Origin of the sequence: Escherichia sp. E2562, from assembly GCF_005781075.1 — a bacterium.
In the GTDB taxonomy this organism is placed as follows: domain Bacteria; phylum Pseudomonadota; class Gammaproteobacteria; order Enterobacterales; family Enterobacteriaceae; genus Escherichia.
In genome coordinates this window covers 61404-84417 of the sequence record NZ_VATM01000009.1, presented here as the reverse complement: position 1 = coordinate 84417, position 23014 = coordinate 61404, and the positions used below count along the sequence as shown (strand labels likewise).

Below are 23014 nucleotides of genomic sequence, written 5' to 3'. Positions count from 1 at the left end.
CGGATCGATAAATAGGGCAAAACAAACGCGCATCAGGCGCTTTTACCGTTGTTAAAAATAGCCAGTTCATCCCAGATGGCGTCAATATGCGCGACAACATCTGGATCTTTTTTGATGGGACGCCCCCATTCACGCTGGGTTTCCCCTGGCCATTTATTCGTGGCATCCAGCCCCATTTTTGAACCCAGCCCGGAGACGGGCGAGGCAAAATCCAGATAATCAATGGGCGTATTTTCTACCAACACCGTATCCCGCGCAGGGTCCATACGGGTGGTAATTGCCCAAATCACATCGTTCCAGTCGCGTGCGTTGACATCATCATCGCAGACGATCACGAACTTAGTGTACATAAACTGGCGTAAGAATGACCAGACCCCCATCATGACGCGCTTCGCATGTCCGGCGTACTGTTTTTTGATTGTCACTACCGCCAGGCGATAAGAACAGCCTTCCGGCGGCAGGTAAAAATCGACAATTTCCGGGAACTGTTTTTGCAGAATCGGCACGAACACTTCGTTCAACGCCACGCCCAGTACCGCGGGTTCATCTGGCGGACGCCCGGTATAGGTGGAATGGTAAATCGCATCTTCACGCTGGGTAATATGCGTCACGGTAAATACCGGGAAACTATCGACTTCGTTATAGTAACCGGTGTGGTCGCCATACGGCCCTTCCGGCGCCGTTTCGCCTTGTTCGATATACCCTTCCAGCACAATCTCCGCACTGGCGGGCACTTCAAGGTCATTGGAGATACACTTCACCACTTCGGTCTTGGTGCCGCGCAGCAATCCGGCAAAGGCGTATTCCGACAATGTATCCGGGACTGGCGTCACTGCACCGAGAATCGTAGCGGGATCGGCACCCAGCGCCACAGAAACCGGGAAACGTTCGCCCGGATGCGCCGCGCACCACTCCTGATAATCCAGTGCGCCGCCACGATGCGACAGCCAGCGCATAATCAGTTTGTTTTTACCAATCAGCTGCTGGCGATAAATACCCAGATTCTGCCGCTCTTTATGCGGGCCGCGCGTTACGGTCAGCCCCCAGGTAATTAGCGGCGCGGCGTCTTCCGGCCAGCAGGTCATAATGGGAATGCGGTTAAGATCGACGTCATCACCAGAGACGATTTTTTGTTGGCAAGGCGCACCACGCAATCGCTTTGTCGGCATGTTTAACACCTGCTTAAACTGCGGCAGTTTATCAAACAGGTCGCGGAAACCTTTTGGCGGCTCCGGCTCTTTCAGAAACGCCAATAATTTACCGACTTCACGCAGCGCCGAAACATCTTCCTGGCCCATGCCCATCGCCACGCGCTTTGGCGTACCAAACAGGTTGCACAGCACCGGCATCGAATAACCTTTGGGGTTTTCAAACAACAACGCAGGTCCACCGGCACGCAGAGTGCGGTCAGCAATTTCAGTGATTTCCAGATGCGGATCCACCGGGAGCGTGATACGTTTTAGCTCACCCTGCTGTTCAAGCAGCGTCAGGAAGTCGCGTAAATCGTTATATTTCATGGCGTCCATTGTAGCCTCTTAATCTTCGCCCATTATACGGCGTTCATCTTCGCGATGCTGTAAATTTGTTAAATTAGCGTGAACTCTGACGGCATAACGCAAACCGGGGAATATAATTAACTTAGCGTAAAGCTTTTGCTATCCTTGCGCCCCGATTAAACGGATAAGAGTCATTATGCAATCCTGGTATTTACTGTACTGCAAGCGCGGGCAACTTCAACGTGCCCAGGAACACCTCGAAAGACAGGCGGTGAATTGCCTGGCACCGATGATCACCCTGGAAAAAATCGTGCGAGGCAAACGTACCGCAGTCAGTGAACCATTGTTCCCCAACTACCTGTTTGTGGAATTTGACCCGGAAGTGATTCATACCACAACCATCAGTGCTACCCGCGGCGTCAGCCACTTTGTGCGCTTTGGCGCATCGCCGGCGATAGTCCCATCTGCGGTTATTCATCAACTGTCGGTGTATAAACCGGAAGACATTGTTGATCCGGCGACGCCATATCCTGGTGATAAGGTGATTATCACCGAAGGCGCTTTCGAAGGTTTTCAGGCTATTTTCACCGAACCCGACGGCGAGGCTCGCTCTATGCTATTGCTTAATCTTATCAATAAAGAGATTAAGCACAGTGTGAAGAACACCGAGTTCCGCAAACTCTAGAACGCAATCCCAAATAACTTTTTGACATTGGCATCCGTGGTGGCAGCCAGCCATGCGGCATCTTCCCCACGCCAGTGTGCAATACGTTGCAAAATATGGGGCAGATAGGCTGGCTCATTACGCCGTGACGATGGCTTCGGCGTGAGATCGCGCGGAAGCAAATACGGTGCGTCTGTCTCAACCAGCAATTGCTCCGCCGGAATAAATGGCAACAGTTCTCGCAGCTCCAGTCCGCGTCGTTCATCGCAAACCCAACCGGTAATGCCGATATAAATTCCGCGCGCCACGCACGCCTGCATCTCTTCGCGTGTGCCGGTAAAACAGTGCAACACCGCACCAGGTAGCTTATCCAGCCACGGTTCCAGCAACGTCATAAACCGCTCGTGGGCATCACGGCAGTGCATAAATACCGGCATGTTTAACTCTGCGGCAATACGTAGCTGGGCAACAAAAGCGCGTTCCTGCTCTTCTGGTGTGGAAAAGTTGCGGTTAAAGTCGAGGCCACACTCACCAATCGCCACCACTTCTGGCTGCGAGGCCAGCGCCACAATCATTTCTTCTGTTGCGTCTTGCCACTGGCTACTGTCATGAGGATGCACGCCCGCCGTTGACCAACAGGACGAATACTGACGCGCCAGCTTTTGCGCCTGCTGGCTTTCGCGCAGGTTAGTGCCGGTGATGAGTAGCCCATTAACTCCCGCAGCAAAAGCGCGCGCTACGACATCATCACGGTCTTTCGCAAATTGCGAACTGGTCAGATTAACGCCGATATCAAACATCCTGCACTCCATATGACAACCGCCCTGACGGGCGGTTGAGTTTATTCTTCAGTTTTTTCGCTTTCTGCTTCAGCGTCGTTTTCTTCTTCCCGGTTTCGGCCTTTACCAACGTAAAAGCGCGAGAAGAAGACGCCAATTTCAAACAGGCAGTACATCGGGATCGCCAGCAGCGTTTGCGAGAAGACATCCGGCGGCGTCAGCAGCATCCCGACGACGAATGCGCCAACCAGCACATACGGACGTTTTTTGCGTAAGTCTTCTGGCGAGGTAATCCCCATCCAGCACAGCAGCACAATCGCCACAGGTACTTCAAAGGAGATACCAAACGCCATAAATAGCGCCATCACGAAGCTCAAATAGCTGGCAATGTCGGTGGACACCTGCACCCCTTCAGGCGCGGTATTGGCAAGGAAACCAAACGCCAGCGGGAAGACCACGAAATAAGCGAATGCCATGCCGATATAAAACAGCAGAGAGCTGGAAACCAGCAGCGGCACCACCAGGCGACGTTCGTGCTTATAGAGTGCAGGAGCGATAAATGCCCACACCTGATAGAGAATCACCGGCGCTGACAGAATCAGCGACACCATAAAGGTCAGCTTGATTGGCGTAAAGAACGGCGAGGCCACATCGGTGGCGATCATCGTTGAACCTTGCGGCAACTGCTTGATCAATGGCGCGGATACCAGGTGATAGATGTCATTGGCGAAATAGACCAGACACAGAAATATCACGATCACCGCGATAATGCAGTTCAGCAGACGCTTACGCAGCTCAATCAGATGCGTGATAAGCGGTTGAGTATCTTCTACAGACATGTTTACGGTTTATCACTCGACGAAGGGGAATGTGCAGCGGTTTTCGGTTCAGCGTCCGCAGCAGGTTTTACCACCGGCTCTGGCGTGGTTTCTGGCTTCTGTTCCGGCGAACTGGCCTGCGTTTGTGCAGCGGAAGGCGTGACGCCTTCATGCGCAGCCTCATTGTCTTTCACCACCGGGTTATGAATGGTGTGCGCTTCATCGCTCGCCTTTTCAGGGTCATTCGCAACGTAGGAACGCTTCATCGACTCCGCAGCCTGGCGCAGCTCGTCCATTGACGCTTTCAGTTCAGGCGTCAGGTTGGTGAGGCTCGCCTTTTCAACCTTTTTCAGGCTGTCCTGAAACTCCTGGAGTTTTAACTCCTGGGTCAGTTCGTTCTGCACCGTTGTTGCCAGTGAACGCAACGCACGAATCCAGCCCGCTACCGTTTTTACCGCCACAGGCAGTCGTTGCGGCCCCAGAACTACGAGGCCGATGATGAACACCAATAGCAGTTCGCTAAAACCGATATCAAACACGGATTACACCTGCTCTTTATCGTGGCGCTTTGCGTCTTCTGTTTTAGCCTGTTCCTGATTCGCATCCGCCTGCTTATCGGCGATGGTTTTCGCAGTAAAATCAGCATCCTGACTGGTTTTATCCTGCTTTGGTTCATCATCGCTCATTGCTTTTTTAAAGCCTTTGATCGACGCACCAAGATCGGAACCGATGGAGCCGAGCTTTTTGGTGCCAAAAAGCAGTACAACGATGACGGCAATAATCAATAACTGCCAAATACTGATACCACCCATACATGTTCCTCTGTGGTAGATGATGATTAAACAAGGCCGCATTATACGTTACACGGCCCGCCTTGAGCGATGAAAAAATCAGCGTGTTTTGCACCAACCGACAAACCAGGCGATCAGACCGGCCGCCATTAACCAGCCGGGCATCAGCCCCCATTCCGGTCGGCTGACCAACAAGAATGTGCCGCTTAATACTAACGTCGCACCAATCCCCAATAAGTAACGAGATTGTCCCTGACGCACATGATTCGACTGTAACTCGCGCGCAATCTTATCAACACTATGCTGTAAATACTTGCCCTGGCGCAAACTGTCATAAACCAATTCAGGCAGTTCTGGCATTTTTTCGATCCAGAACGGCGCTTTTTCCTTAAATGCTCTCACCAGCGCGGGAATACCGACCTGATCTTTAATCCACGATTCAAGGAAAGGTTTTGCAGTTTTCCATAAATCGAGCTGCGGATAAAGCTGCCGTCCTACCCCTTCGATATAGAGCAAGGTTTTCTGAAGTAACACCAGTTGCGGCTGCACTTCCATATTGAAGCGACGCGCCGTATTAAACAGATTTAACAGCACATGTCCAAACGAAATTTCCGCCAGCGGTTTCTCAAAGATAGGTTCGCAAACGGTACGAATGGCAAATTCGAACTCTTCAACGTTGGTATCTGGCGGTACCCAGCCTGAATCGACATGCAGCTCTGCCACTTTGCGATAGTCGCGGTTAAAGAAGGCGATAAAGTTTTCCGCCAGATAGCGTTTATCTTCCTTGTTTAGCGAGCCGACTATCCCGCAATCAATGCCGATATATTTCGGGTTTTCCGGGTGCTCATAGCTTACGAAGATGTTGCCTGGATGCATATCGGCATGGAAAAAGCTGTCACGGAAAACCTGGGTGAAGAACACCTGCACACCGCGTTCCGCCAGCAATTTCATGTTAGTGCCGTTTTTCTCCAGCGCCGCGACATCAGAAACGGGAATGCCGTAAATGCGCTCCATCACCATCATCCCTTCGCTGCAATAGTCAGGGTAAACTTCCGGGATGTAGAGCATCGGGCTGTCTTCAAAATTGCGTCGTAACTGAATGGCGTTGGCAGATTCCCGCAGCAAATTCAATTCATCAATCAAGGTCTTTTCGTACTCGCGCACCACTTCAGTTGGGCGCAGACGGCGACCATCCGGCAGCAAACGCGGCACCCAGCGAGCCAAGCGGTAGATAAGTTTCAGATCCGCTTTAATCACCGGCAAAATGTCCGGACGGATGACTTTAATTACCACATCTTTGCCATTCGATTTCAATCGCGCGGTATGAACCTGGGCGATAGAGGCCGACGCCAGCGGCTCGATTTCAAAATCGTCAAACCACGCTTCCACCGGCAAACCGCCCATTGCAGCTTCAATCTGTTGCTTCGCCAGTCTGCCATCAAACGGTGCGACTTTGTCCTGCAATAACGCCAGCTGATCGGCAATATGCGGCGGGAAAAGGTCACGACGGGTAGACAACATCTGCCCGAACTTGATCCATACCGGCCCCAATTCTTGCAGCGCCAGTCGTAGTCGCTCACCTAATGGTTTGTCTTTGTGCCGATTCGGCATCCAGAATAATGAGTATCGCCATAACCGCAGCGGCAGGGTGATACGCATTTTAGGGATCAGTTCATCAAGTCCGTAGCTTAAAAAAGTGCGAATGATGAAATACAGGCGCCGTACTTCACCTGGCGTCATTAAACTGCCTCCAGTTTTTCCAGCCGTTTGATTAACGCATCAACGGCACGTTCAACAGCGGCTGTCTCTTCCGCAAACCAGGCCACTTCAAGCGGACCAGGCGCCATACGCCACTCTTCGGTAATGGCTTCTGCCACATAACGTTGCTGGCGTTTAATACCATGATGCAAGAATTTCGCACCGCCGCGCAGGGCTTTGCTGATTCCTTCAGCGGCGATATCACCGGTATAAGGGGCCAGCAGTTCCGCAGGGTCGAACTCTGCCAGATCTGCCAGCGCCACGAAATTCTGTACCACCTGAATATCGCCCTGCACTTCCAGCTCACCGCTACGAATTAGTGCGGCAAGCTGCTGGCGGTCACGAAGTTTCGGCAACACGCTGGCGTAGGCGATAACGGTGCAATCAGCATCGCCAGACCATTCGCCCAGCACATCGACCTGCCGTTCACTAAACACCAGAATTAGCGACGTCGAAAAGCCTTTTACCTCCACGCGCAATACTTTACCCAGCAGACGCGAGCGGGCTGTTTTCAGCGCGGGTGAGCGATACAGGAAAGTGTTGAGCAGACTTTCAATTCCTGCCGTCACTAAAGGTTTAAAAGGCATAGTCGTACTCCTGTCAGAACTTATAACCACGATGCAGCGCCACAACGCCAGCCGTCAGGTTGTAATAATCGACACTTTCGAATCCGGCATCCTGCATCATGGCTTTCAGCGTATCCTGATCGGGATGCATACGGATGGATTCGGCCAGATAGCGGTAGCTGTCGGCATCGTTCGCCACCAGCGAACCAATACGTGGCAGCACATGGAAGGAGTAAGCGTCATAGGCTTTGCTTAACGGTTCGATAATCGGCTTCGAGAACTCAAGCACCAGCAGGCGACCGCCCGGTTTCAGCACGCGATACATCGAACGCAGTGCTTTATCTTTGTCGGTAACGTTACGCAGACCAAACGAAATGGTGATGCAATCAAAGGTGTTATCCGGGAACGGCAGCGCCTCTGCGTTCGCCTGAACATACTCAACGTTGCCAATCACACCGATATTGCGCAGTTTCTCACGGCCCATCTTGAGCATGGATTCATTGATATCGGCGAGAACCACTTTGCCCGTTTCACCGACCAGGCGGGAGAATTTCGCCGTCAGATCGCCGGTACCGCCAGCCAGATCCAGTACGGTCTGCCCACGACGCACACCGCTGCAATCGATCGTGAATCGCTTCCACAAACGATGAATACCAAATGACATCAAATCATTCATGACATCATATTTCGATGCCACGGAATGGAAAACGTGAGCGACCATATCCGCTTTTTGTTCCTTCGCGACGGTCTGAAAACCAAAGTGCGTCGTTTCTTGTGACTTATCCACCATCTCAATGCCTGCTCATCAAAAAATTGTTCCGGAAGTGTAACAGATTGGGCGTCGATGCCCTAGATTTCTACCCGGCTTAACTACCCCTAATGGGCTAGCGCGACTGCTGATTATATTCATCATCGCGTTGATAAGCTTCATCATTCGGCTGCCCCGGAACCGACCGCAGTCGATACTCTTCATCCTGGCTCACCGCCTGTTCAGCCAAGTCCGGATTAATCTCGCGTTTAATTTCTACCCCTAAACCGCGAAACGCTTCTGCCTGCGCCAGCACATTTCCGCGACCTGAAGAGAGTTTTTTCATCGCCTGGCGATAGTTATCCTGCGCTTTGTCCAGACTTTGACCAATCGCGGACATATCATCAATAAACAGACGCATCTTGTCGTACAGCTTGCTGGCACGATCGGCGATTTGCTGGGCGTTACGGCTTTGATGCTCATAACGCCACAGGTTGGCGATAGTACGCAACGCCACCAGTAGCGTGGTGGGGCTAACCAGCATGATGTTGTTCTTTAACGCTTCGGTGATCAGCTCTGGCTGGCGATCAAGCGCCAGTAAAAACGCTGGTTCAACGGGAATAAACATCAGCACGTAATCCAGCGTTCGTAGCCCCGGCAGCTGTTGATAATCTTTGCGCCCAAGTAAGCGGATGTGATTACGTACCGAAGCAATATGCTCCTGCAATGCGCTTTCGCGTGTGTAGTCGTCTTCCGCGTTGAAGTAGCGTTCATAGGCGACCAACGTCATTTTGGCATCGATCACCACATCTTTCCCCTGCGGCAGCCGCACGATGACATCCGGCTGCATCCGCGAGCGAGCATCATTTTCGATGCTTACCTGGGTTTCGTATTCATACCCTTCACGCAGTCCGGAAGCCTCCAGCACCCGCGTCAGTACCACTTCGCCCCAGTTCCCCTGGGTTTTGTTATCGCCTTTCAGCGCGCGCGTCAGGTTGATCGCTTCCTGGGCCATTTGCGCGTTGAGTTGCTGTAGATTACGAATTTCGTGGGTCAGGGTATGGCGTTCTTGTGCTTCTTTACCAAAGCTGTCCTGTACCTGTCGGCGAAAACCATCCAGTTGTTCACGCAGCGGCGATAACAAGTTGTTCAGACTCTGACGATTTTGTTCATCTACCCGGCGATTACTGTGCTCAAAAATACGGTTGGCGAGATTTTCAAATTGCTCGCTCAAACGCTGCTCGCTGTTGATCATCTGGCGGATTTTATCGTCAGCGTGTTGCTGTGCGGCTTCCATCCGCGTGGTTACTTCACGCAGATCCGCCTCCAGCGAAGTATTGATACTTTGCAGACTACGCACTTCGTTATTGAGCAATTCACACTCTGCGCGCCAGTGCTCACTTTGGGTAATCTGTTGTTTTGCCGCACTTAACTCCGCGACCATCTCTTCACGTTCGGCTAATTGCTCGGCTTTTTGCTGCGCATGTTGATAACTGGCAAACAGCCAACCGATGGCCACACTGACCAGCGCAATAATGGCATAAACAATGATTGAGAAATCCACAAAGCCTCCTGACGCAACAACTTACCCGCACAAAATAGAATTGTGCTGTACAAACGTCCAGTTTGAAAGAAGTTTCCTGCGAGGCGCTACGCAAAACGATCGTTTATTTTGCTTATTTTATCCCACAATATGAGACTAAGTTTATATTGTGGGACGCATCACCTTTTCCCCACTTTATTCTGTGAAACACTCGGCAATATCATCAGGAGACATCTATGGCAGAAACCTCTTCAACCACCGCTGGCGCACAAACGTTATTACGCGGACTGGCGGTTATTAATGCTGTTTATAACGGTTGCCATGACCTGAAAAGTATCGGCGAGTTCACCGGCACGACGCGGAGTACAACCCATCGTTTAGTCTCTGTTTTGGTGGAGCAACGCTATCTGCGCCATGTCCCAACTCAGGGCTACCAACTGGGCGCCAAACTGATCGAACTCGGCGCCAGAGCGCTGGAAAGCACTTCATTGTATGAAGTTGCACAGCCCGTTTTGCAACGTCTGGCCCGTTACACCCTGGACACCGTGCATCTGGGGATCGTTGAAAGCGACGAAGTGCTGTATCTGGAGAAGATCAACAGTCAGCGCGGGCTGGAAATGCGCTCACGCCCAGGCCATCGCATGCCACTGGCAATCACCGGCATCGGCAAGGCGTTGATCCTCAACCGAACAGAAGAAGAGTGGCGCACACTATTTTTGACTTGTGGTGATGAAACAAAACTGGGCGCATTTATACAAAACATGCGCCGTTATGCCGCCAGTGGTTTTGCTTTTGATCTGGAAGAGAACGAGCCCACTATCCGTTGCGTTGCAGCGCCGATTTACAACGCCCGGAATGAAATTGTGGCGGCCATTTCTGTCGCCAGTACCACCACGTATATGTCGCTGGCGCGCCTGGAAGAACTGGCACCTTACGTCAAATCCTGTGCAGAAGAGATCTCCGCTGAACTGGGCTGGGGTAAGCACGTCCGCAAAGATAATTAAACCATGATTAAAGGAAACGGCTAATGTCGGGAAATACCTCATTTATTGCCCTGGACTGGGGAACGTCATCGCTTCGGGCATGGCGTTTTGGTGACTCACCAGATCCACAAGAAAAACGTGAATTCCCCTGGGGAATCATGAAATTACCCTCCCAGGCGGCAACACGTGAGGACGCTTTCCACGATACATTTTTGCGTGTCTGTGGCGACTGGCTGGCACAATCCCCCTGCCCGGTTCTGGCTTGTGGCATGATCGGCAGTGCGCAAGGGTGGCAACCAGCAGCTTATTTACCTTGCCCGGTCACTCTCGATGGCCTGGCGAAGCAACTGACGCCGGTTATCCACCAGCAGCAGACAATGCTGCACATCATTCCCGGCGTGATTAAAGAAGGTGAAATGCCCGAAGTGATGCGTGGCGAAGAGACACAAATCTTCGGTGCCATCGCAATGGAACCTGCCCTGCAAGACGCAATCCGTAAGGGTGTGCCGGTGCTGATTGGCTTACCTGGCACTCATGCGAAATGGGCGGTGGTTGAAAACAACACCATTACCGATTTCCGAACCTTTATGACGGGCGAGTTATTTGATGTTTTATCCCGCCATTCGATTCTTGGCGCCACCATGCGTCCGGGCGACGAGCCGCACTGGGATGCCTTTGCCCAAGGACTGACAGCGGCACTGGAGCATCATCAGACCGGATTATTATCGACGCTGTTTTCGACCCGTTCGCGCTTGCTGACCGATAATCTTACGCCGTCCTCACAGGGAGATTATCTTTCTGGATTACTGATAGGCCATGAATTATGTGGTCTGGCATCCAGCTTGCTGCGTGATTTACCCGCCACAACGCCGATCGCCTTAATCGGTAGCGCCACCCTGAACAGCCGCTATTCACGGGCGTTCAGCCACGTTTTTCCCGACAGACAGTTTCACGCCATTCCTAATGCCACTGAACAGGGATTATGGCGAATCGCCCACGCTGCCGGGCTACTCTCCACCAACGCCAGGGAATGTACTCATGCCATTTAATACGCTTTTGCAAAAAACCGGGTTAGTCGCCATTTTACGCGGCGTGAAACCGGATGAGATTGTCGCCATCGGTGAAAAGCTGTACGCCGCCGGATTCCGCCTGATTGAGATCCCCATGAACTCGCCGGAGCCGTTGCAAAGTATCAGTCTACTGCGCGACGCCCTGCCTAAGGACTGCCTGGTCGGAGCCGGAACTGTGCTTTCAGTAGAGCAGGTGGTCGCGGTTAAAGAGGCTGGAGGTCAGATTATCGTGATGCCGCATTGCGATACTGCGGTGATCCGTCGCGCCCGTGCGCTGGGTATGTATTGCGCGCCTGGCGTCGCTACGCCCACTGAAGCCTTTGCTGCCATTGAACACGGCGCCAATGCCATCAAGCTGTTCCCGGCCGAACAAATTACGCCAGAAGTCACCAAAGCCTGGCGTGCGGTTATTCCGCAATCCGTTCCAATGTTACCGGTTGGCGGTATCACACCGGAAACAATGGCGCGTTATCTGAGCCACGGCGCAAACGGTTTTGGCCTCGGTTCTGCGCTATATCGCCCCGGCATGACGCCAGAGCAGGTCTATGAAAATGCAGTGCTTTTTATGAACGCATGGAACAATTTAAATAATAAATAACTGATAAATAAGGATATAAAACCAATGATAAAACATCTTACCCTACCGAAAAAAATGGCTGCGATGGTACTTCTTGCAGGCGCTGCCCTCAGCACTGCACCCGTACAGGCGGCTTCCTACCCAACCAAACAGATCGAGTTAGTCGTACCCTACGCTGCCGGAGGCGGTACGGATCTGGTTGCCCGAGCCTTTGCTGATGCCGCCAAAAACCATTTACCCGTCAGCATCGGGGTTATCAATAAACCTGGCGGTGGCGGCGCAATCGGCCTGAGTGAAATCGCCGCTGCCCGCCCTAACGGGTACAAAATCGGTTTAGGCACGGTTGAACTGACCACCCTTCCCAGCCTCGGAATGGTGCGTTTTAAAACCAGCGACTTCAAACCCATCGCCCGTCTGAATGCGGATCCGGCGGCTATCACCGTCCGTGCTGATGCGCCGTGGAATAGCTATGACGAATTTATGACTTACGCCAAAGCGAATCCCGGAAAAGTACGCATTGGTAACTCAGGCACCGGTGCTATCTGGCATCTGGCGGCGGCTGCTCTGGAAGACAAAACGGGCGCGAAGTTCTCTCATGTCCCTTATGACGGCGCAGCCCCTGCCATTACAGGTCTGTTAGGCGGGCACATTGAAGCGGTTTCTGTAAGCCCAGGTGAAGTTATCAACCATGTGAAAGGTGGCAAGCTGAAGACACTGGTGGTGATGGCGGATGAGCGTGTGAAAGCCATGCCTGACGTACCGACGTTAAAAGAGAAAGGCGTTGATCTCTCTATCGGCACCTGGCGCGGTCTGATTGTGTCGCAAAAAACGCCGCAGGATGTGGTGGATGTTCTGGCGAAGGCAGCAAAAGAGACGGCTGAAGAGCCTGTATTTCAGGATGCTCTGCAAAAGTTGAATCTCAACTATGCATGGCTTGATGGCGCCAGCTTCCAGACACAAATCAGCGAGCAGGAACAGTATTTTGACGAGCTGCTAACTCGCCTGGGCCTGAAAAAATAATCCCGAGGTACGGTCGATGAACACAAAACAGTCTGTTGCTCAACTCGCCGTACCGCACCGCAAGCGCCTTTCATCCACCGTGGTGGTGGCGCTGTTACTTTGCGTAGTTGCTGGCACAGTGATGATTAATGCCGCTGATTTTCCAGCAACTGCCATTGAAACGGATCCCGGTGCAAGTGCCTTCCCTACCTTCTATGCCTGCGCCCTGATTGTGCTCGCTGTCTTGCTGGTGATACGTGATCTTTTGCTGGCAAAACCAGAATCTTGCGCCGACGCACAGGAAAAACCGGCATTCAGGAAAACGGCAACGGGAATTGCGGCAACCGCGTTTTATATTGTGGCGATGAGCTACTGCGGTTATCTCATTACTACTCCTGTTTTCCTCATCGTCATTATGACGTTGATGGGCTACAGGCGATGGGTACTCACACCGGGTATTGCGCTGTTGTTAACGGCAATCCTCTGGTTGCTGTTCGTCGAAGCGTTACAGGTGCCATTGCCTGTCGGCACATTTTTCGAATAACAGGGGCCAGCAATGTTTGAAAGTGAACTTTTAACTCAGGGTTTTTCGACATTACTCAGTAATCCTCAGGCGCTGCTGTTTGCCACGTTTGAGGTGATGCTGGGTATTGTGATTGGCGCCCTGCCCGGTTTAACAGCGACCATGGGGGTGGCGATTTTACTGCCTTTCACCTACGGCATGGAGCCTGTTTCTGGCTTGTTGATGATTTGCGGCGTCTTTTTTGGCGGCGTCTATGGCGGTTCTATCACCGCAATTTTGCTCAAAATTCCAGGCACACCCGCAGCCGCAGCCACCGCAATTGACGGTTATGAGCTGACGAAGCAGGGAAAAGCCGGGCTGGCGTTGAGTGCCGCCACGTTCTCTTCCTTTAGCGGCGGAACAATCAGCATTATTGTGCTGATGTTTCTCTCTCCGGTACTTGCCAGTTGGGCGTTGAAGTTTAGTGCTTCAGAGTCCTTCGCCCTGGCAACCTTCGGGCTGAGTATTATTGCCAGTATTTCCGGCGAGTCGTTGATTAAAGGACTGATTGCCGGAGTTGGCGGATTGCTGATCGCAACGATAGGCCTTGATCCAATGGGCGGTTTTCCACGGTTTACAGGTGGATTTGTGGAGCTGATGAATGTGCCATTTATCCCGGTGATGATTGGTTTATTTGCTGCTTCAGAGGCATTCCGCTCTATGGAGCAAAACCAGCAAATTCGTCAGGGGGCGAAGGTGGCTATCGGCAGTCTGTTACTGCCCTGGCAAACGCTACGTCGCATCGCATTAACCATTTTGCGCTCATCAGGATTAGGGGTTTTTATCGGCATGATCCCCGGTGCGGGGGCGGATATTGCAGCTTTTGTTGCCTATAACGAAACTCGTCGTTTCAGTAAGACGCCTGAAAACTTTGGTAAGGGTGAGATTAAGGCGGTGGCCTCCTGTGAGGCAGGCGCGAATGGCTGCACAGGTGGCGCCTTGTTACCTATGCTGACGCTGGGGATCCCTGGCGATGCGGTAACCGCCATCATGCTGGGCGCGTTAACGTTACAAGGGATGCAGCCAGGCCCACTGATGTTTACCGACCACGGCGATATGGTTTATACGCTGTTTGTCGGCATGATCTTCTGTTACTTCATGCTGCTAGTGCTTGGGCTGCTCTCTTTGAAAGTCATCGGCAACGTGGTGAAAATCCCCGGCAATATTCTCACGCCGATGATCCTCGCGCTTTGTGTTGTTGGGACTTATGCGCTGAACAATAGCCTGTTTGATGTCGGCATTATGCTGATTGCGGGCGTAGTGGGCTATTTCATGCAGAAAGGGGGATATCCGGCGTCGCCAGTGGTCCTGGCATTGATTATGGGGCCAATGGCAGAAAGTAATTTTCGCCGGGCGCTGTCGCTTTCGGGTGGGTCACTCGACTTTCTGTATACCCGACCGATCACCCTGGCATTGCTGACTCTGGCAGCCTTTACGCTACTGACACCAATAATCCGCAAAATTATGCGATTACGCCGTCAATAATTGATATCACTCCCCAACGTTGGGGAGTGTGAGGCTGATGACCAACGCTAAATTGCCTGATGCGCTGCGCTTATCAGGCCTACCACAGAAATGCAATATATTGAATTTGCATGCTTTTGTAGGCCGGATAAGGCGTTCACGCCGCATCCGGCATGAACAAAGCACACGTTAACAACAATCGGAATGCTCCCCGAAGTTGGGGAGCATCTTTTTATTTCAGCAGACGACGCGCCGCTTCCACTACGATTTTCACCGCATGGCTTTCAGTTTGTTTCATCGTCTCGGCGTTCGGGATCTCTTGCTGGGTACGGTTAACGATAACGCCCGCCACCATACCGGCGCGCAGGCCCTGGCTTGCACACATGGTCAGCAGAGTTGCAGATTCCATTTCATAGTTCATCACGCCCATCGCCTGCCACTCTTCCATAGAACCTTTAAAGTGACGGACTACGCGACCAGAGTAAGTATCGTAACGCTCCTGGCCCGGGTAGAAGGTGTCAGAAGAAGCAGTCACACCAATGTGGGTGGTCGCGCCAATGGATTTCGCGGCTTCTACCAGTGCAGTCGTACATTCGAAATCAGCGACAGCCGGGAACTCCAGCGGAGCGAAGTGCAGGCTCGCGCCATCCAGACGAACAGACGCCGTGGTAACCAGGACATCACCAACATTAATATGCGGCTGAATAGCCCCCGTCGTACCGATACGCAGGAAAGTGCGAATGCCCAGCTGTGCCAGCTCTTCAACAGCAATAGAAGTAGACGGACCGCCGATACCGGTAGAGCAGACAATAACAGGTTTACCATCCAGCTCTGCGCGCCAGGTGGTGAATTCGCGGTGAGATGCCAGCTTAACCGGCTTATCCATCAGCGCGGCGATCTTTTCCACACGATCCGGGTCGCCAGGGACGATGGCAAGCGTAGCCCCTTGTAAATCGTTTTTAGTGAGGCCGAGATGAAAAACATCAGACTTGGACATATACAACTCCTCTGTGAATCGGTTTAGTCAGAAGAAGCAAAAAGACACTTTACCGAAGGATTTAACATTTTTTCGTGACACCCATCACCATGACGCAAATGTGTTGCATGCATTTACCTGATAAAAGTGATTTAAATCACATAAATAACTCTTTACCGTGTGTTGTTGCATAAAAGATGAGCCGATTCAGGCAATGTGATTTGTTGCATGCTGACTATAGTTAACATTGCGCAAAATTTTTATAAGGGTACGGAGAATACCATGGCAACAACACAACAATCTGGATTTGCACCTGCTGCATCGACCATCGTTCAGACCCCGGAAGATGCGATTGTGGCAGGGTTCACCTCTATCCCTTCACAAGGGGATAACATGCCTGCTTACCATGCCCGCCCAAAGCAGAGCGATGGCCCACTGCCAGTGGTCATTGTAGTGCAAGAAATTTTTGGCGTGCATGAACATATCCGCGATATTTGTCGCCGTCTGGCGCTGGAGGGGTATCTGGCTATCGCACCAGAACTCTATTTCCGCGAAGGCGATCCGAATGATTTCGCCGATATCCCAACGCTGCTAAGTGGTCTGGTGGCAAAAGTACCTGACTCACAGGTATTGGCCGATCTCGATCATGTTGCCAGTTGGGCGTCACGCAACGGCGGCGATGTCCATCGTTTAATGATCACCGGATTTTGCTGGGGCGGACGCATCACCTGGCTGTATGCCGCGCATAATCCACAGTTAAAAGCCGCAGTGGCGTGGTACGGCAAACTGACGGGCGATAAGTCACTGAATTCACCGAAACAACCTGTTGATATCGCAACCGATCTTAACGCTCCGGTTCTCGGCTTATATGGCGGCCAGGATAACAGCATTCCGCAGGAGAGCGTGGAAACGATGCGCCAGGCGCTGCGGGCAGCAAACGCGAAAGCAGAGATTATCGTTTACCCGGATGCCGGGCATGCGTTCAACGCCGATTATCGTCCGAGCTATCATGCAGAATCTGCAAAAGACGGCTGGCAGCGTATGCTGGAATGGTTCAGGCAGTATGGTGGCAAGAAGTCGCTGTAATGAGAAAAGACCGGGTGGTATTACCACCCGGTTTGGATTTACCCCCGACGCAAATTCTGCGCCGCCTGCACCATGTTTGCCAGCGCGGCGCGGGTTTCTGGCCAGCCACGCGTTTTCAGGCCGCAGTCCGGGTTGACCCACAGACGCTCTGCCGGAATGCGTTTTGCCGCTTTCTTCAGCAAGGCTTCAATCCATTCCACACTCGGTACGTTTGGCGAGTGAATGTCATAGACGCCCGGGCCAATTTCATTCGGATAATCAAACTCTTCAAATGACTCCAGCAACTCCATGTCGGAACGCGAGGTTTCGATGGTGATGACGTCTGCGTCCAGCGCCGCAATCGAATCCATGATGTCGTTGAACTCGCAATAACACATATGAGTGTGGATTTGCGTTTCATCTTTCGCTACGGCGGCGTTGATACGGAAGGCCTCTACGCCCCACTGGAGATAAGCATCCCAGCCGCTGCGGCGCAGCGGTAAACCTTCGCGCAGTGCCGGTTCGTCAATCTGGATGATACCAATCCCTGCCGCTTCCAGGTCCGCCACTTCATCACGCAGCGCCAGCGCAATTTGTTTGGCGATGGTTTCACGGCTGACATCTTCACGCGGGAACGACCAGCAGAGAATCGTCACCGGGCCAGTCAGCATCCCTTTCACCGGTTTATCAGTCAGCGATTGCGCGAACGATGCCCACTCCACGGTAATCGGTGCCGGGCGGCTAACGTCACCAATAACAATCGGTGGCTTCACGCAGCGGGAACCGTAGCTCTGTACCCAACCGTTTTGCGTAAAGACAAAACCGTCGAGATGCTCACCAAAGTATTCCACCATGTCGTTACGCTCGGCCTCGCCATGTACCAGCACATCCAGTCCCAAACGTTCCTGCTCAACAATGGCCTGCTTGATATGTTCCGCAATGCCCGTGCGGTAGTTATTGGCGTCAAGATTGCCCTTTTTGAAATCCAGACGCAGGGTACGAATTTCCGTGGTTTGCGGGAAGGAACCAATCGTGGTGGTCGGCCACGCTGGCAGTTTAAAACGCGCACGCTGGGCTTCGGCACGCACTTCATAGACATTCGCACGCTGACTGTCCTGGGCGGTGATCGCCGCCAGACGTTTTTCTACCGCCGGATTATGTACACGGGTAGAGTGGCGGCGCGCCTGAATCGGGGCGCTCCACTCTGCCAGAGCTGCCGTGTCACTACTGTTCAGCGCATCGCGCAGCAGCGCCAGTTCATGGCATTTTTGCAGGGCGAAGGCAAACCAGCTTTTCACTTCTGCATCAAGACGCGTTTCCACGCTCAGGTCGATGGGGCTGTGCAGCAGTGAGCAGGAAGATGCCACCCACAAATCACGTTTGCCGACAATGTCCTTAATTTGCGCATATTTCTCGGTAAGATCGGCGCGCCAGACGTTACGACCATTGATCAGACCAGCAGACAGCAGCCAGTCAGAAGGCAAACGCTTGTGCAGTTCAACAACGTCATCTTTGCCATGCACGAGGTCAACATGCAGCCCCTGAACAGGCAGCGCAGTAATCGTGTTGAGGTTTGGTGTGACGCCTTCAAAATAGGTAGTCAGCAGCAGTTTCACCTGCCCCTGGAGCGCGTCGTAAGCGGGTTTGTATGCGTCCAGCCACGCCTGCGGCAGTTCCAGTACTAGCGCGGGTTCGTCGATCTGTACCCACTCAATGCCGCGTTTTGCCAGTTCTGCCAGCACTTGCTGATAAACCGGCAGAATGTCGTTCAGCAGGCTCAGTCGGTCAAATTGCTCACCTTTCACTTTACCCAGCCACAGGTAGGTAATCGGCCCCAGCAGCACAGGTTTCACCTTGTGGCCCAGCGCCAGCGCCTCGTCCACTTCCTCCAGCAGCTGCGTCCAGGTCAGTTTGAACTGTTGGCCTTTAACGAACTCCGGCACCATGTAGTGATAGTTGGTGTTAAACCATTTGGTCATTTCCGCCGCTGCCGCAGGTTCGCCAGTCGGTGCACGTCCACGACCAATACGGAACAGGGTGTCGATATCTACCGAACCATCTTTGTTCTGGTGACGCGCCGGAACATTACCCAGCAGCAGGCTGGTGGTCAGAACATGATCGTACCAGGCAAAATCGCCCACCGGCAGCAGGTCGATACCCGCTTGCTTTTGTTGATCCCAGTGACGAGCACGCAATTCACGCCCTACTGCCAGCAGTTCTTCACGCGTGGAGTTCCCCGCCCAATAACTTTCTTGCGCTTTTTTCAGCTCGCGACGCAGGCCAACGCGAGGAAAACCGAGGGTGTGATTAAGAATTGTCATTATATGCCCCTTGTGGAATTTTTAGTATTTAGACGTCCAGATGTTTACACATCCATATTTGCCAGTTACTGTATATTCCTCAAGCGCAAATTATTCATGCCGAAGTGAAGGACTTTCATGATCGAAGTAAAACACCTGAAAACGCTACAAGCGTTGCGGAACTGCGGCTCGCTCGCAGCCGCTGCGGCGACGTTGCATCAGACGCAATCCGCCCTGTCTCACCAGTTTAGCGATCTGGAACAACGCCTCGGCTTCCGGCTATTTGTGCGTAAAAGCCAGCCGCTTCGCTTTACACCGCAGGGAGAAATCCTGCTACAACTGGCAAATCAGGTGCTGCCGCAAATTAGCCAGGCACTGCAAGCCTGCAATGAACCGCAGCAGACGCGCCTGCGCATTGCCATAGAGTGCCATAGCTGTATTCAGTGGCTGACGCCCGCATTAGAAAATTTCCATAAGAATTGGCCGCAGGTGGAGATGGATTTTAAATCGGGCGTAACGTTTGATCCGCAGCCTGCGTTGCAACAGGGCGAGCTGGATCTGGTGATGACGTCCGATATTCTGCCGCGCAGTGGCCTGCATTATTCGCCGATGTTCGACTATGAAGTGCGTCTGGTGTTAGCACCTGACCATCCACTGGCGGCAAAAACGCGTATTACACCGGAAGATCTCGCCAGCGAAACGCTGTTGATTTATCCGGTGCAGCGTAGCCGACTGGATGTCTGGCGGCATTTTCTTCAGCCAGCAGGCGTCAGCCCGTCACTGAAAAGCGTCGATAACACCTTATTGTTGATTCAGATGGTTGCCGCACGGATGGGTATTGCCGCACTACCGCATTGGGTAGTGGAGAGTTTTGAACGCCAGGGCCTGGTGGTCACCAAAACCCTGGGCGAAGGCTTGTGGAGCCGACTGTACGCCGCCGTGCGCGATGGCGAGCAGCGTCAGCCGATTACAGAAGCGTTTATTCGCTCAGCGCGCAATCACGCCTGCGATCATCTGCCGTTTGTGAAGAGCGCGGAGCGACCCACTTACGATGCACCCACAGTGAGGCCAGGATCACCAGCGCGCCTGTAATAAACGTTGGCCAGTGCGGCTGTTGGTGCCAGATAGCCAGGTTTACCAGCAGCCCTGCCGGAACGTGCATATTATTCATAATGCCCAGCGTTCCGGCGTCCACCTGCGTCGCGCCGTAGTTCCACATAAAGTAGCCAATCCCGGAAGCCACCACGCCAAGAAACACCAGAATGCCCCATTGCAGCGTGGTTTGCGGCATTTTCTGCGCATTTCCCAGCAAGAACCATGCAATCACCGCCACCAGGAACGCGCCGAGATAGAACCACGCAAAAGCGTTATGCTGCGGCATCGGACGAGTTTCCATCAGGCGTTTATAGCCCACCATACCAATGGCAAAAGTGATATTGGAGAGTTGTACCAGCAGCAGGCCCGTCCAGAAATGGTCGGTGACCTGATCGTAGCGAATAATTCCGGCGCCAATCACCGCCAGCAAGGCGCTAAAGGCATAGCCCCAGCGCAGGCGGCGCTTGCTCATGATGTCATAAATCAGCGTGATGTAGAGCGGCGTTAGCACGGTGAACAGCAACAGTTCGGAGACCGTCAGATAGAGATAAGCACGGAAACTCAGCATATACATCACGCCAAGCTGCATCGCGCCCACCAGCATATACAGGCCGACCGTTTTCAGGCTATTGCCACGGGTACGCAGAAACGGCAGAAAAACGAGTGCCGCCAGGCCAACGCGCACCAGCACCGCAAAATAGCTATCGACGTGGCCCGCAAGGTACTCGCCATAAAAGCTAAAGGAGAAGGCCCACAGAATCGTGGTGATGATAAGTAGCGCCACAATGGAAAACTCTTTGATTAACGAGTATCCATTGTAGCGAAGTATCAGGTTGACAACTGACCAAATAAAGAACGATTACGATAAATAGAGCTTACGCAGATAATGCGGCACTGCGTCTTCGGCGTTAGTACCAATCACTTCCAGCTCTGGATGCAGGTCTTTCAGCCGTTGGTGTGCGCTGCCCATAATGCAGCCCTTACCCGCCATCGACAGCATTTCGGCATCGTTCATTCCATCGCCAAAGGCAATACAATCTTGCAGGCTGTAGCCCAGTTTCTTCGCTACCGCTTCCAGGGCATGGCCTTTTGAAACGCCGCCAGCCATGACTTCCAGGCAGGTTAAGGTAGAGAAACTGACATTGACGCGATCGCCCCAGCGAGCGTTAATCGCTTGCTCCAGTGGCAGAAGTTTTTCATGGGAATCACTGGTGAAGAACACTTTGCTGACACCTTCTGGTTCCAGCAACCCCGGCTCATACAGCGCATATTTGAATACCGCTTCTTTAAAAAAGCGCATCTCTTCCGGGCGGTGGCGATTCATAAACCATTCGTCGTCGCGATAAACGTTAGTAATGATGTCCGGATTGTCGTTGACTACGCCAAACAGGTCACTGGCAATGTCGCGATCCAGGTTATGAGCAAAAACCAGATTGCCATCCAGATCGTGAACGCGCGCGCCATTGGAGGTAATCATGTAAGACTTAATCTCCAGATTATCGCGAATTTGCCCCACATCAACGTGGTGGCGACCAGTCGCAAACACAAAGTTGATGCCGCGCGCGGTGAGCAGCTTCAGAGTTTCTTTGGCGTAAGGGGATAACGTATGGTCGGGAGAAAGTAACGTGCCATCTAAATCAGACGCAACAACCTGGTACATAAGAAATTTAAACCTCTGTAGAGCGGTTTCCGCTGGGTGAGTTATGCCTGTTGAAAAAATCAACGATGGCGTGGAGCGCGACTGAGCGCATTGCGTCCTTTTCAAAAAGGATCTCGTGGTACGCACCTTTAATTACCAACGGTCGACCTCCTTCTACAGGGTGGCCCGCGGCGGCGCGAAGTTCACAAAAACGGTCGTGCATGCGGTTATCCACCACGCGCTCTTCTTCAGCCTGCAAAAGCAGTGTTGGCGTGGCGTCATCACCTGCTCCGGCTAACACCTGTTCTCCGGCCAGAATACTTTCACGTACCCAATGGTATGTCGGCCCGCCGACACGAATCGTTGGGTCATCAGCATAGAAGCGTAGATTGCGCCGATATCGCTGCCTGCTGTGGGTAAGCACGTTGATGGTAAACGGCAAGGCGCGCCAGCGCCCGGTGCCTATCGCATAGCCATCGCGAAAACGTGGGTGCGCTTCGGCCCAGTTTAGAATCTGCCGCGCCATAAATGACGGCATGCGAATCACAATGCCGAACATTGGCGCGGTCAGTGCAATGGCATCGCACACGCCAGGATGGCGTTGCAGGAACAGAGTGGAGATTGCGCCGCCCATCGAGTGGGCCAGTATATAGCGTTTACGCCACGGACCTGGCTGGACCTCTTGTTGCCAGAACGCCGCCAGATCATCAACATAATCATCAAAACGATTAACATGGCCAAGATGTGGATCGGCTAACAGACGACCGGAACGCCCTTGCCCGCGATGGTCGATGATTAATACGTCAAACCCCAGGTGAAACAGGTCGTAGGCCAGTTCCGCATATTTTACGTAGCTCTCAATGCGCCCTGGGCAGATGACGACTACCCGGTCATGGTGCTGCGCGCGAAAACGGACAAAGCGCACCGGAATGTCATCCACACCAGTAAACTCTGCTTCATCACGCTGACGCCAGAAATCAGTCAGCGGTCCCATGGTAAAAGCAGCAAACGCTTTTTCTCTTGTTTCCCAGTCTTTTTGCTGCTGAAACATCGGGTAATCAGCCTCTTAAACCACGTAAAATCGTTTTTTTAAGCGTGCCTGACACAACGCTGCGACAGTA

Annotated in this window: 23 protein-coding genes; 9 read left to right on the top strand and 14 right to left on the bottom strand. The window is 52.7% G+C overall.

Features of this window, described 5'->3' with window-relative positions; translation table 11 throughout:
* Positions 1-32: 32 nt before the first annotated feature.
* Positions 33-1526 (bottom strand): 4-hydroxy-3-polyprenylbenzoate decarboxylase, encoded by a 1494-nt coding sequence (gene ubiD / locus FEK43_RS15045; RefSeq protein ID WP_000339804.1) that lies wholly within the window; start codon positions 1524-1526, stop codon positions 33-35.
* 166 nt (positions 1527-1692) lie between these two features.
* Here ubiD and rfaH point away from each other — a divergent pair, with 166 nt between their 5' ends.
* Entirely contained in the window at positions 1693-2181 is a 489-nt protein-coding gene (gene rfaH / locus FEK43_RS15040) for a transcription/translation regulatory transformer protein RfaH (RefSeq protein ID WP_130209478.1), read from the top strand.
* Here the strand turns inward: rfaH and tatD are convergent.
* The 8 genes from tatD to rmuC form a co-directional block, all read right to left on the bottom strand.
* Complete coding sequence (gene tatD, locus FEK43_RS15035) at positions 2178-2960, bottom strand: 3'-5' ssDNA/RNA exonuclease TatD (protein WP_135408370.1); 783 nt, start codon at positions 2958-2960, stop codon at positions 2178-2180. The two genes, rfaH and tatD, sit on opposite strands and share 4 nt — an antisense overlap.
* Before the next feature lie 41 nt (positions 2961-3001).
* Positions 3002-3778: a Sec-independent protein translocase subunit TatC gene (tatC, locus tag FEK43_RS15030; RefSeq protein ID WP_000109937.1), complete on the bottom strand. Its 777-nt coding sequence runs from the start codon at positions 3776-3778 to the stop codon at positions 3002-3004.
* 2 nt (positions 3779-3780) lie between these two features.
* Positions 3781-4296 (bottom strand): Sec-independent protein translocase protein TatB, encoded by a 516-nt coding sequence (tatB, locus tag FEK43_RS15025; protein WP_135408368.1) that lies wholly within the window; start codon positions 4294-4296, stop codon positions 3781-3783.
* Between the two features lie 3 nt (positions 4297-4299).
* Positions 4300-4569, bottom strand: a complete 270-nt coding sequence (tatA, locus tag FEK43_RS15020; RefSeq protein ID WP_130209472.1) for a Sec-independent protein translocase subunit TatA — start codon at positions 4567-4569, stop codon at positions 4300-4302.
* 78 nt (positions 4570-4647) lie between these two features.
* Positions 4648-6288, bottom strand: coding sequence for a ubiquinone biosynthesis regulatory protein kinase UbiB (gene ubiB / locus FEK43_RS15015; protein ID WP_130209470.1), 1641 nt, complete (start codon positions 6286-6288; stop codon positions 4648-4650).
* The gene (gene ubiJ, locus FEK43_RS15010; RefSeq protein ID WP_130261219.1) at positions 6288-6893 is read right to left on the bottom strand and encodes a ubiquinone biosynthesis protein UbiJ; all 606 of its coding nucleotides are present in this window, start codon (positions 6891-6893) and stop codon (positions 6288-6290) included. Before ubiJ ends, ubiB begins: the two co-directional genes overlap by 1 nt.
* Positions 6894-6906: 13 nt before the next feature.
* Positions 6907-7662 (bottom strand): bifunctional demethylmenaquinone methyltransferase/2-methoxy-6-polyprenyl-1,4-benzoquinol methylase UbiE, encoded by a 756-nt coding sequence (ubiE, locus tag FEK43_RS15005; RefSeq protein ID WP_000227958.1) that lies wholly within the window; start codon positions 7660-7662, stop codon positions 6907-6909.
* Positions 7663-7756: 94 nt separating this feature from the next.
* The gene (rmuC, locus tag FEK43_RS15000; protein WP_130219483.1) at positions 7757-9184 is read right to left on the bottom strand and encodes a DNA recombination protein RmuC; all 1428 of its coding nucleotides are present in this window, start codon (positions 9182-9184) and stop codon (positions 7757-7759) included.
* 215 nt (positions 9185-9399) lie between these two features.
* Between rmuC and FEK43_RS14995 the strand changes: the two genes are divergently transcribed.
* From FEK43_RS14995 to FEK43_RS14970, 6 genes are read left to right on the top strand one after another with little or no spacing between them, the layout of a single operon-like run.
* The gene (locus FEK43_RS14995) at positions 9400-10167 is read left to right on the top strand and encodes an IclR family transcriptional regulator (protein WP_135408366.1); all 768 of its coding nucleotides are present in this window, start codon (positions 9400-9402) and stop codon (positions 10165-10167) included.
* Between the two features lie 23 nt (positions 10168-10190).
* A complete protein-coding gene (locus tag FEK43_RS14990) occupies positions 10191-11195 on the top strand; it encodes a 2-dehydro-3-deoxygalactonokinase (protein WP_135408364.1) in 1005 nt (334 codons plus the stop codon).
* Complete coding sequence (locus FEK43_RS14985; protein ID WP_130209460.1) at positions 11185-11814, top strand: 2-dehydro-3-deoxy-6-phosphogalactonate aldolase; 630 nt, start codon at positions 11185-11187, stop codon at positions 11812-11814. The genes FEK43_RS14990 and FEK43_RS14985 overlap by 11 nt, the downstream gene beginning before the upstream one ends.
* Positions 11815-11838: 24 nt before the next feature.
* Positions 11839-12813, top strand: a complete 975-nt coding sequence (locus FEK43_RS14980; RefSeq protein WP_135408362.1) for a tripartite tricarboxylate transporter substrate binding protein — start codon at positions 11839-11841, stop codon at positions 12811-12813.
* A 16-nt stretch (positions 12814-12829) separates the two neighbouring features.
* Entirely contained in the window at positions 12830-13336 is a 507-nt protein-coding gene (locus FEK43_RS14975; protein ID WP_131162265.1) for a tripartite tricarboxylate transporter TctB family protein, read from the top strand.
* A 12-nt stretch (positions 13337-13348) separates the two neighbouring features.
* Complete coding sequence (locus tag FEK43_RS14970) at positions 13349-14839, top strand: tripartite tricarboxylate transporter permease (protein WP_138158607.1); 1491 nt, start codon at positions 13349-13351, stop codon at positions 14837-14839.
* A 211-nt stretch (positions 14840-15050) separates the two neighbouring features.
* Here the strand turns inward: FEK43_RS14970 and udp are convergent, their stop codons facing one another.
* Complete coding sequence (udp, locus tag FEK43_RS14965; protein ID WP_130209452.1) at positions 15051-15815, bottom strand: uridine phosphorylase; 765 nt, start codon at positions 15813-15815, stop codon at positions 15051-15053.
* A 261-nt stretch (positions 15816-16076) separates the two neighbouring features.
* Between udp and FEK43_RS14960 the strand changes: the two genes are divergently transcribed.
* Positions 16077-16880, top strand: a complete 804-nt coding sequence (locus tag FEK43_RS14960; protein ID WP_135408359.1) for a dienelactone hydrolase family protein — start codon at positions 16077-16079, stop codon at positions 16878-16880.
* A gap of 38 nt (positions 16881-16918) precedes the next feature.
* Here FEK43_RS14960 and metE read toward each other — a convergent pair whose 3' ends face one another.
* Entirely contained in the window at positions 16919-19180 is a 2262-nt protein-coding gene (metE, locus tag FEK43_RS14955) for a 5-methyltetrahydropteroyltriglutamate--homocysteine S-methyltransferase (RefSeq protein WP_138158605.1), read from the bottom strand.
* A gap of 117 nt (positions 19181-19297) precedes the next feature.
* Between metE and metR the strand changes: the two genes are divergently transcribed.
* Entirely contained in the window at positions 19298-20251 is a 954-nt protein-coding gene (gene metR, locus FEK43_RS14950) for an HTH-type transcriptional regulator MetR (RefSeq protein ID WP_000573618.1), read from the top strand.
* Here the strand turns inward: metR and bioP are convergent.
* From bioP to pldB, 3 genes are all read right to left on the bottom strand, one after another.
* Positions 20139-21038 (bottom strand): biotin transporter, encoded by a 900-nt coding sequence (bioP, locus tag FEK43_RS14945; RefSeq protein WP_001196238.1) that lies wholly within the window; start codon positions 21036-21038, stop codon positions 20139-20141. The genes metR and bioP overlap by 113 nt on opposite strands.
* 75 nt (positions 21039-21113) lie before the next feature.
* Positions 21114-21914 (bottom strand): sugar/pyridoxal phosphate phosphatase YigL, encoded by an 801-nt coding sequence (gene yigL, locus FEK43_RS14940; protein ID WP_130209446.1) that lies wholly within the window; start codon positions 21912-21914, stop codon positions 21114-21116.
* Positions 21915-21921: 7 nt separating this feature from the next.
* Positions 21922-22944, bottom strand: a complete 1023-nt coding sequence (pldB, locus tag FEK43_RS14935; protein WP_135408357.1) for a lysophospholipase L2 — start codon at positions 22942-22944, stop codon at positions 21922-21924.
* Between the last annotated feature and the right edge of the window lie 70 nt (positions 22945-23014).

What these genes read in the sequence shown, in the direction of transcription:
- ubiD (WP_000339804.1), bottom strand. Translation starts at nt 1,526, where the DNA reads ATGGACGCCATGAAATATAACGATTTACGCGACTTCCTGACGCTGCTT.
- rfaH (WP_130209478.1), top strand. Translation starts at nt 1,693, where the DNA reads ATGCAATCCTGGTATTTACTGTACTGCAAGCGCGGGCAACTTCAACGT.
- tatD (WP_135408370.1), bottom strand. Translation starts at nt 2,960, where the DNA reads ATGTTTGATATCGGCGTTAATCTGACCAGTTCGCAATTTGCGAAAGAC.
- tatC (WP_000109937.1), bottom strand. Translation starts at nt 3,778, where the DNA reads ATGTCTGTAGAAGATACTCAACCGCTTATCACGCATCTGATTGAGCTG.
- tatA (WP_130209472.1), bottom strand. Translation starts at nt 4,569, where the DNA reads ATGGGTGGTATCAGTATTTGGCAGTTATTGATTATTGCCGTCATCGTT.
- ubiB (WP_130209470.1), bottom strand. Translation starts at nt 6,288, where the DNA reads ATGACGCCAGGTGAAGTACGGCGCCTGTATTTCATCATTCGCACTTTT.
- ubiJ (WP_130261219.1), bottom strand. Translation starts at nt 6,893, where the DNA reads ATGCCTTTTAAACCTTTAGTGACGGCAGGAATTGAAAGTCTGCTCAAC.
- ubiE (WP_000227958.1), bottom strand. Translation starts at nt 7,662, where the DNA reads ATGGTGGATAAGTCACAAGAAACGACGCACTTTGGTTTTCAGACCGTC.
- FEK43_RS14995 (WP_135408366.1), top strand. Translation starts at nt 9,400, where the DNA reads ATGGCAGAAACCTCTTCAACCACCGCTGGCGCACAAACGTTATTACGC.
- FEK43_RS14990 (WP_135408364.1), top strand. Translation starts at nt 10,191, where the DNA reads ATGTCGGGAAATACCTCATTTATTGCCCTGGACTGGGGAACGTCATCG.
- FEK43_RS14985 (WP_130209460.1), top strand. Translation starts at nt 11,185, where the DNA reads ATGCCATTTAATACGCTTTTGCAAAAAACCGGGTTAGTCGCCATTTTA.
- FEK43_RS14980 (WP_135408362.1), top strand. Translation starts at nt 11,839, where the DNA reads ATGATAAAACATCTTACCCTACCGAAAAAAATGGCTGCGATGGTACTT.
- FEK43_RS14975 (WP_131162265.1), top strand. Translation starts at nt 12,830, where the DNA reads ATGAACACAAAACAGTCTGTTGCTCAACTCGCCGTACCGCACCGCAAG.
- FEK43_RS14970 (WP_138158607.1), top strand. Translation starts at nt 13,349, where the DNA reads ATGTTTGAAAGTGAACTTTTAACTCAGGGTTTTTCGACATTACTCAGT.
- udp (WP_130209452.1), bottom strand. Translation starts at nt 15,815, where the DNA reads ATGTCCAAGTCTGATGTTTTTCATCTCGGCCTCACTAAAAACGATTTA.
- FEK43_RS14960 (WP_135408359.1), top strand. Translation starts at nt 16,077, where the DNA reads ATGGCAACAACACAACAATCTGGATTTGCACCTGCTGCATCGACCATC.
- metE (WP_138158605.1), bottom strand. Translation starts at nt 19,180, where the DNA reads ATGACAATTCTTAATCACACCCTCGGTTTTCCTCGCGTTGGCCTGCGT.
- metR (WP_000573618.1), top strand. Translation starts at nt 19,298, where the DNA reads ATGATCGAAGTAAAACACCTGAAAACGCTACAAGCGTTGCGGAACTGC.
- yigL (WP_130209446.1), bottom strand. Translation starts at nt 21,914, where the DNA reads ATGTACCAGGTTGTTGCGTCTGATTTAGATGGCACGTTACTTTCTCCC.
- pldB (WP_135408357.1), bottom strand. Translation starts at nt 22,944, where the DNA reads ATGTTTCAGCAGCAAAAAGACTGGGAAACAAGAGAAAAAGCGTTTGCT.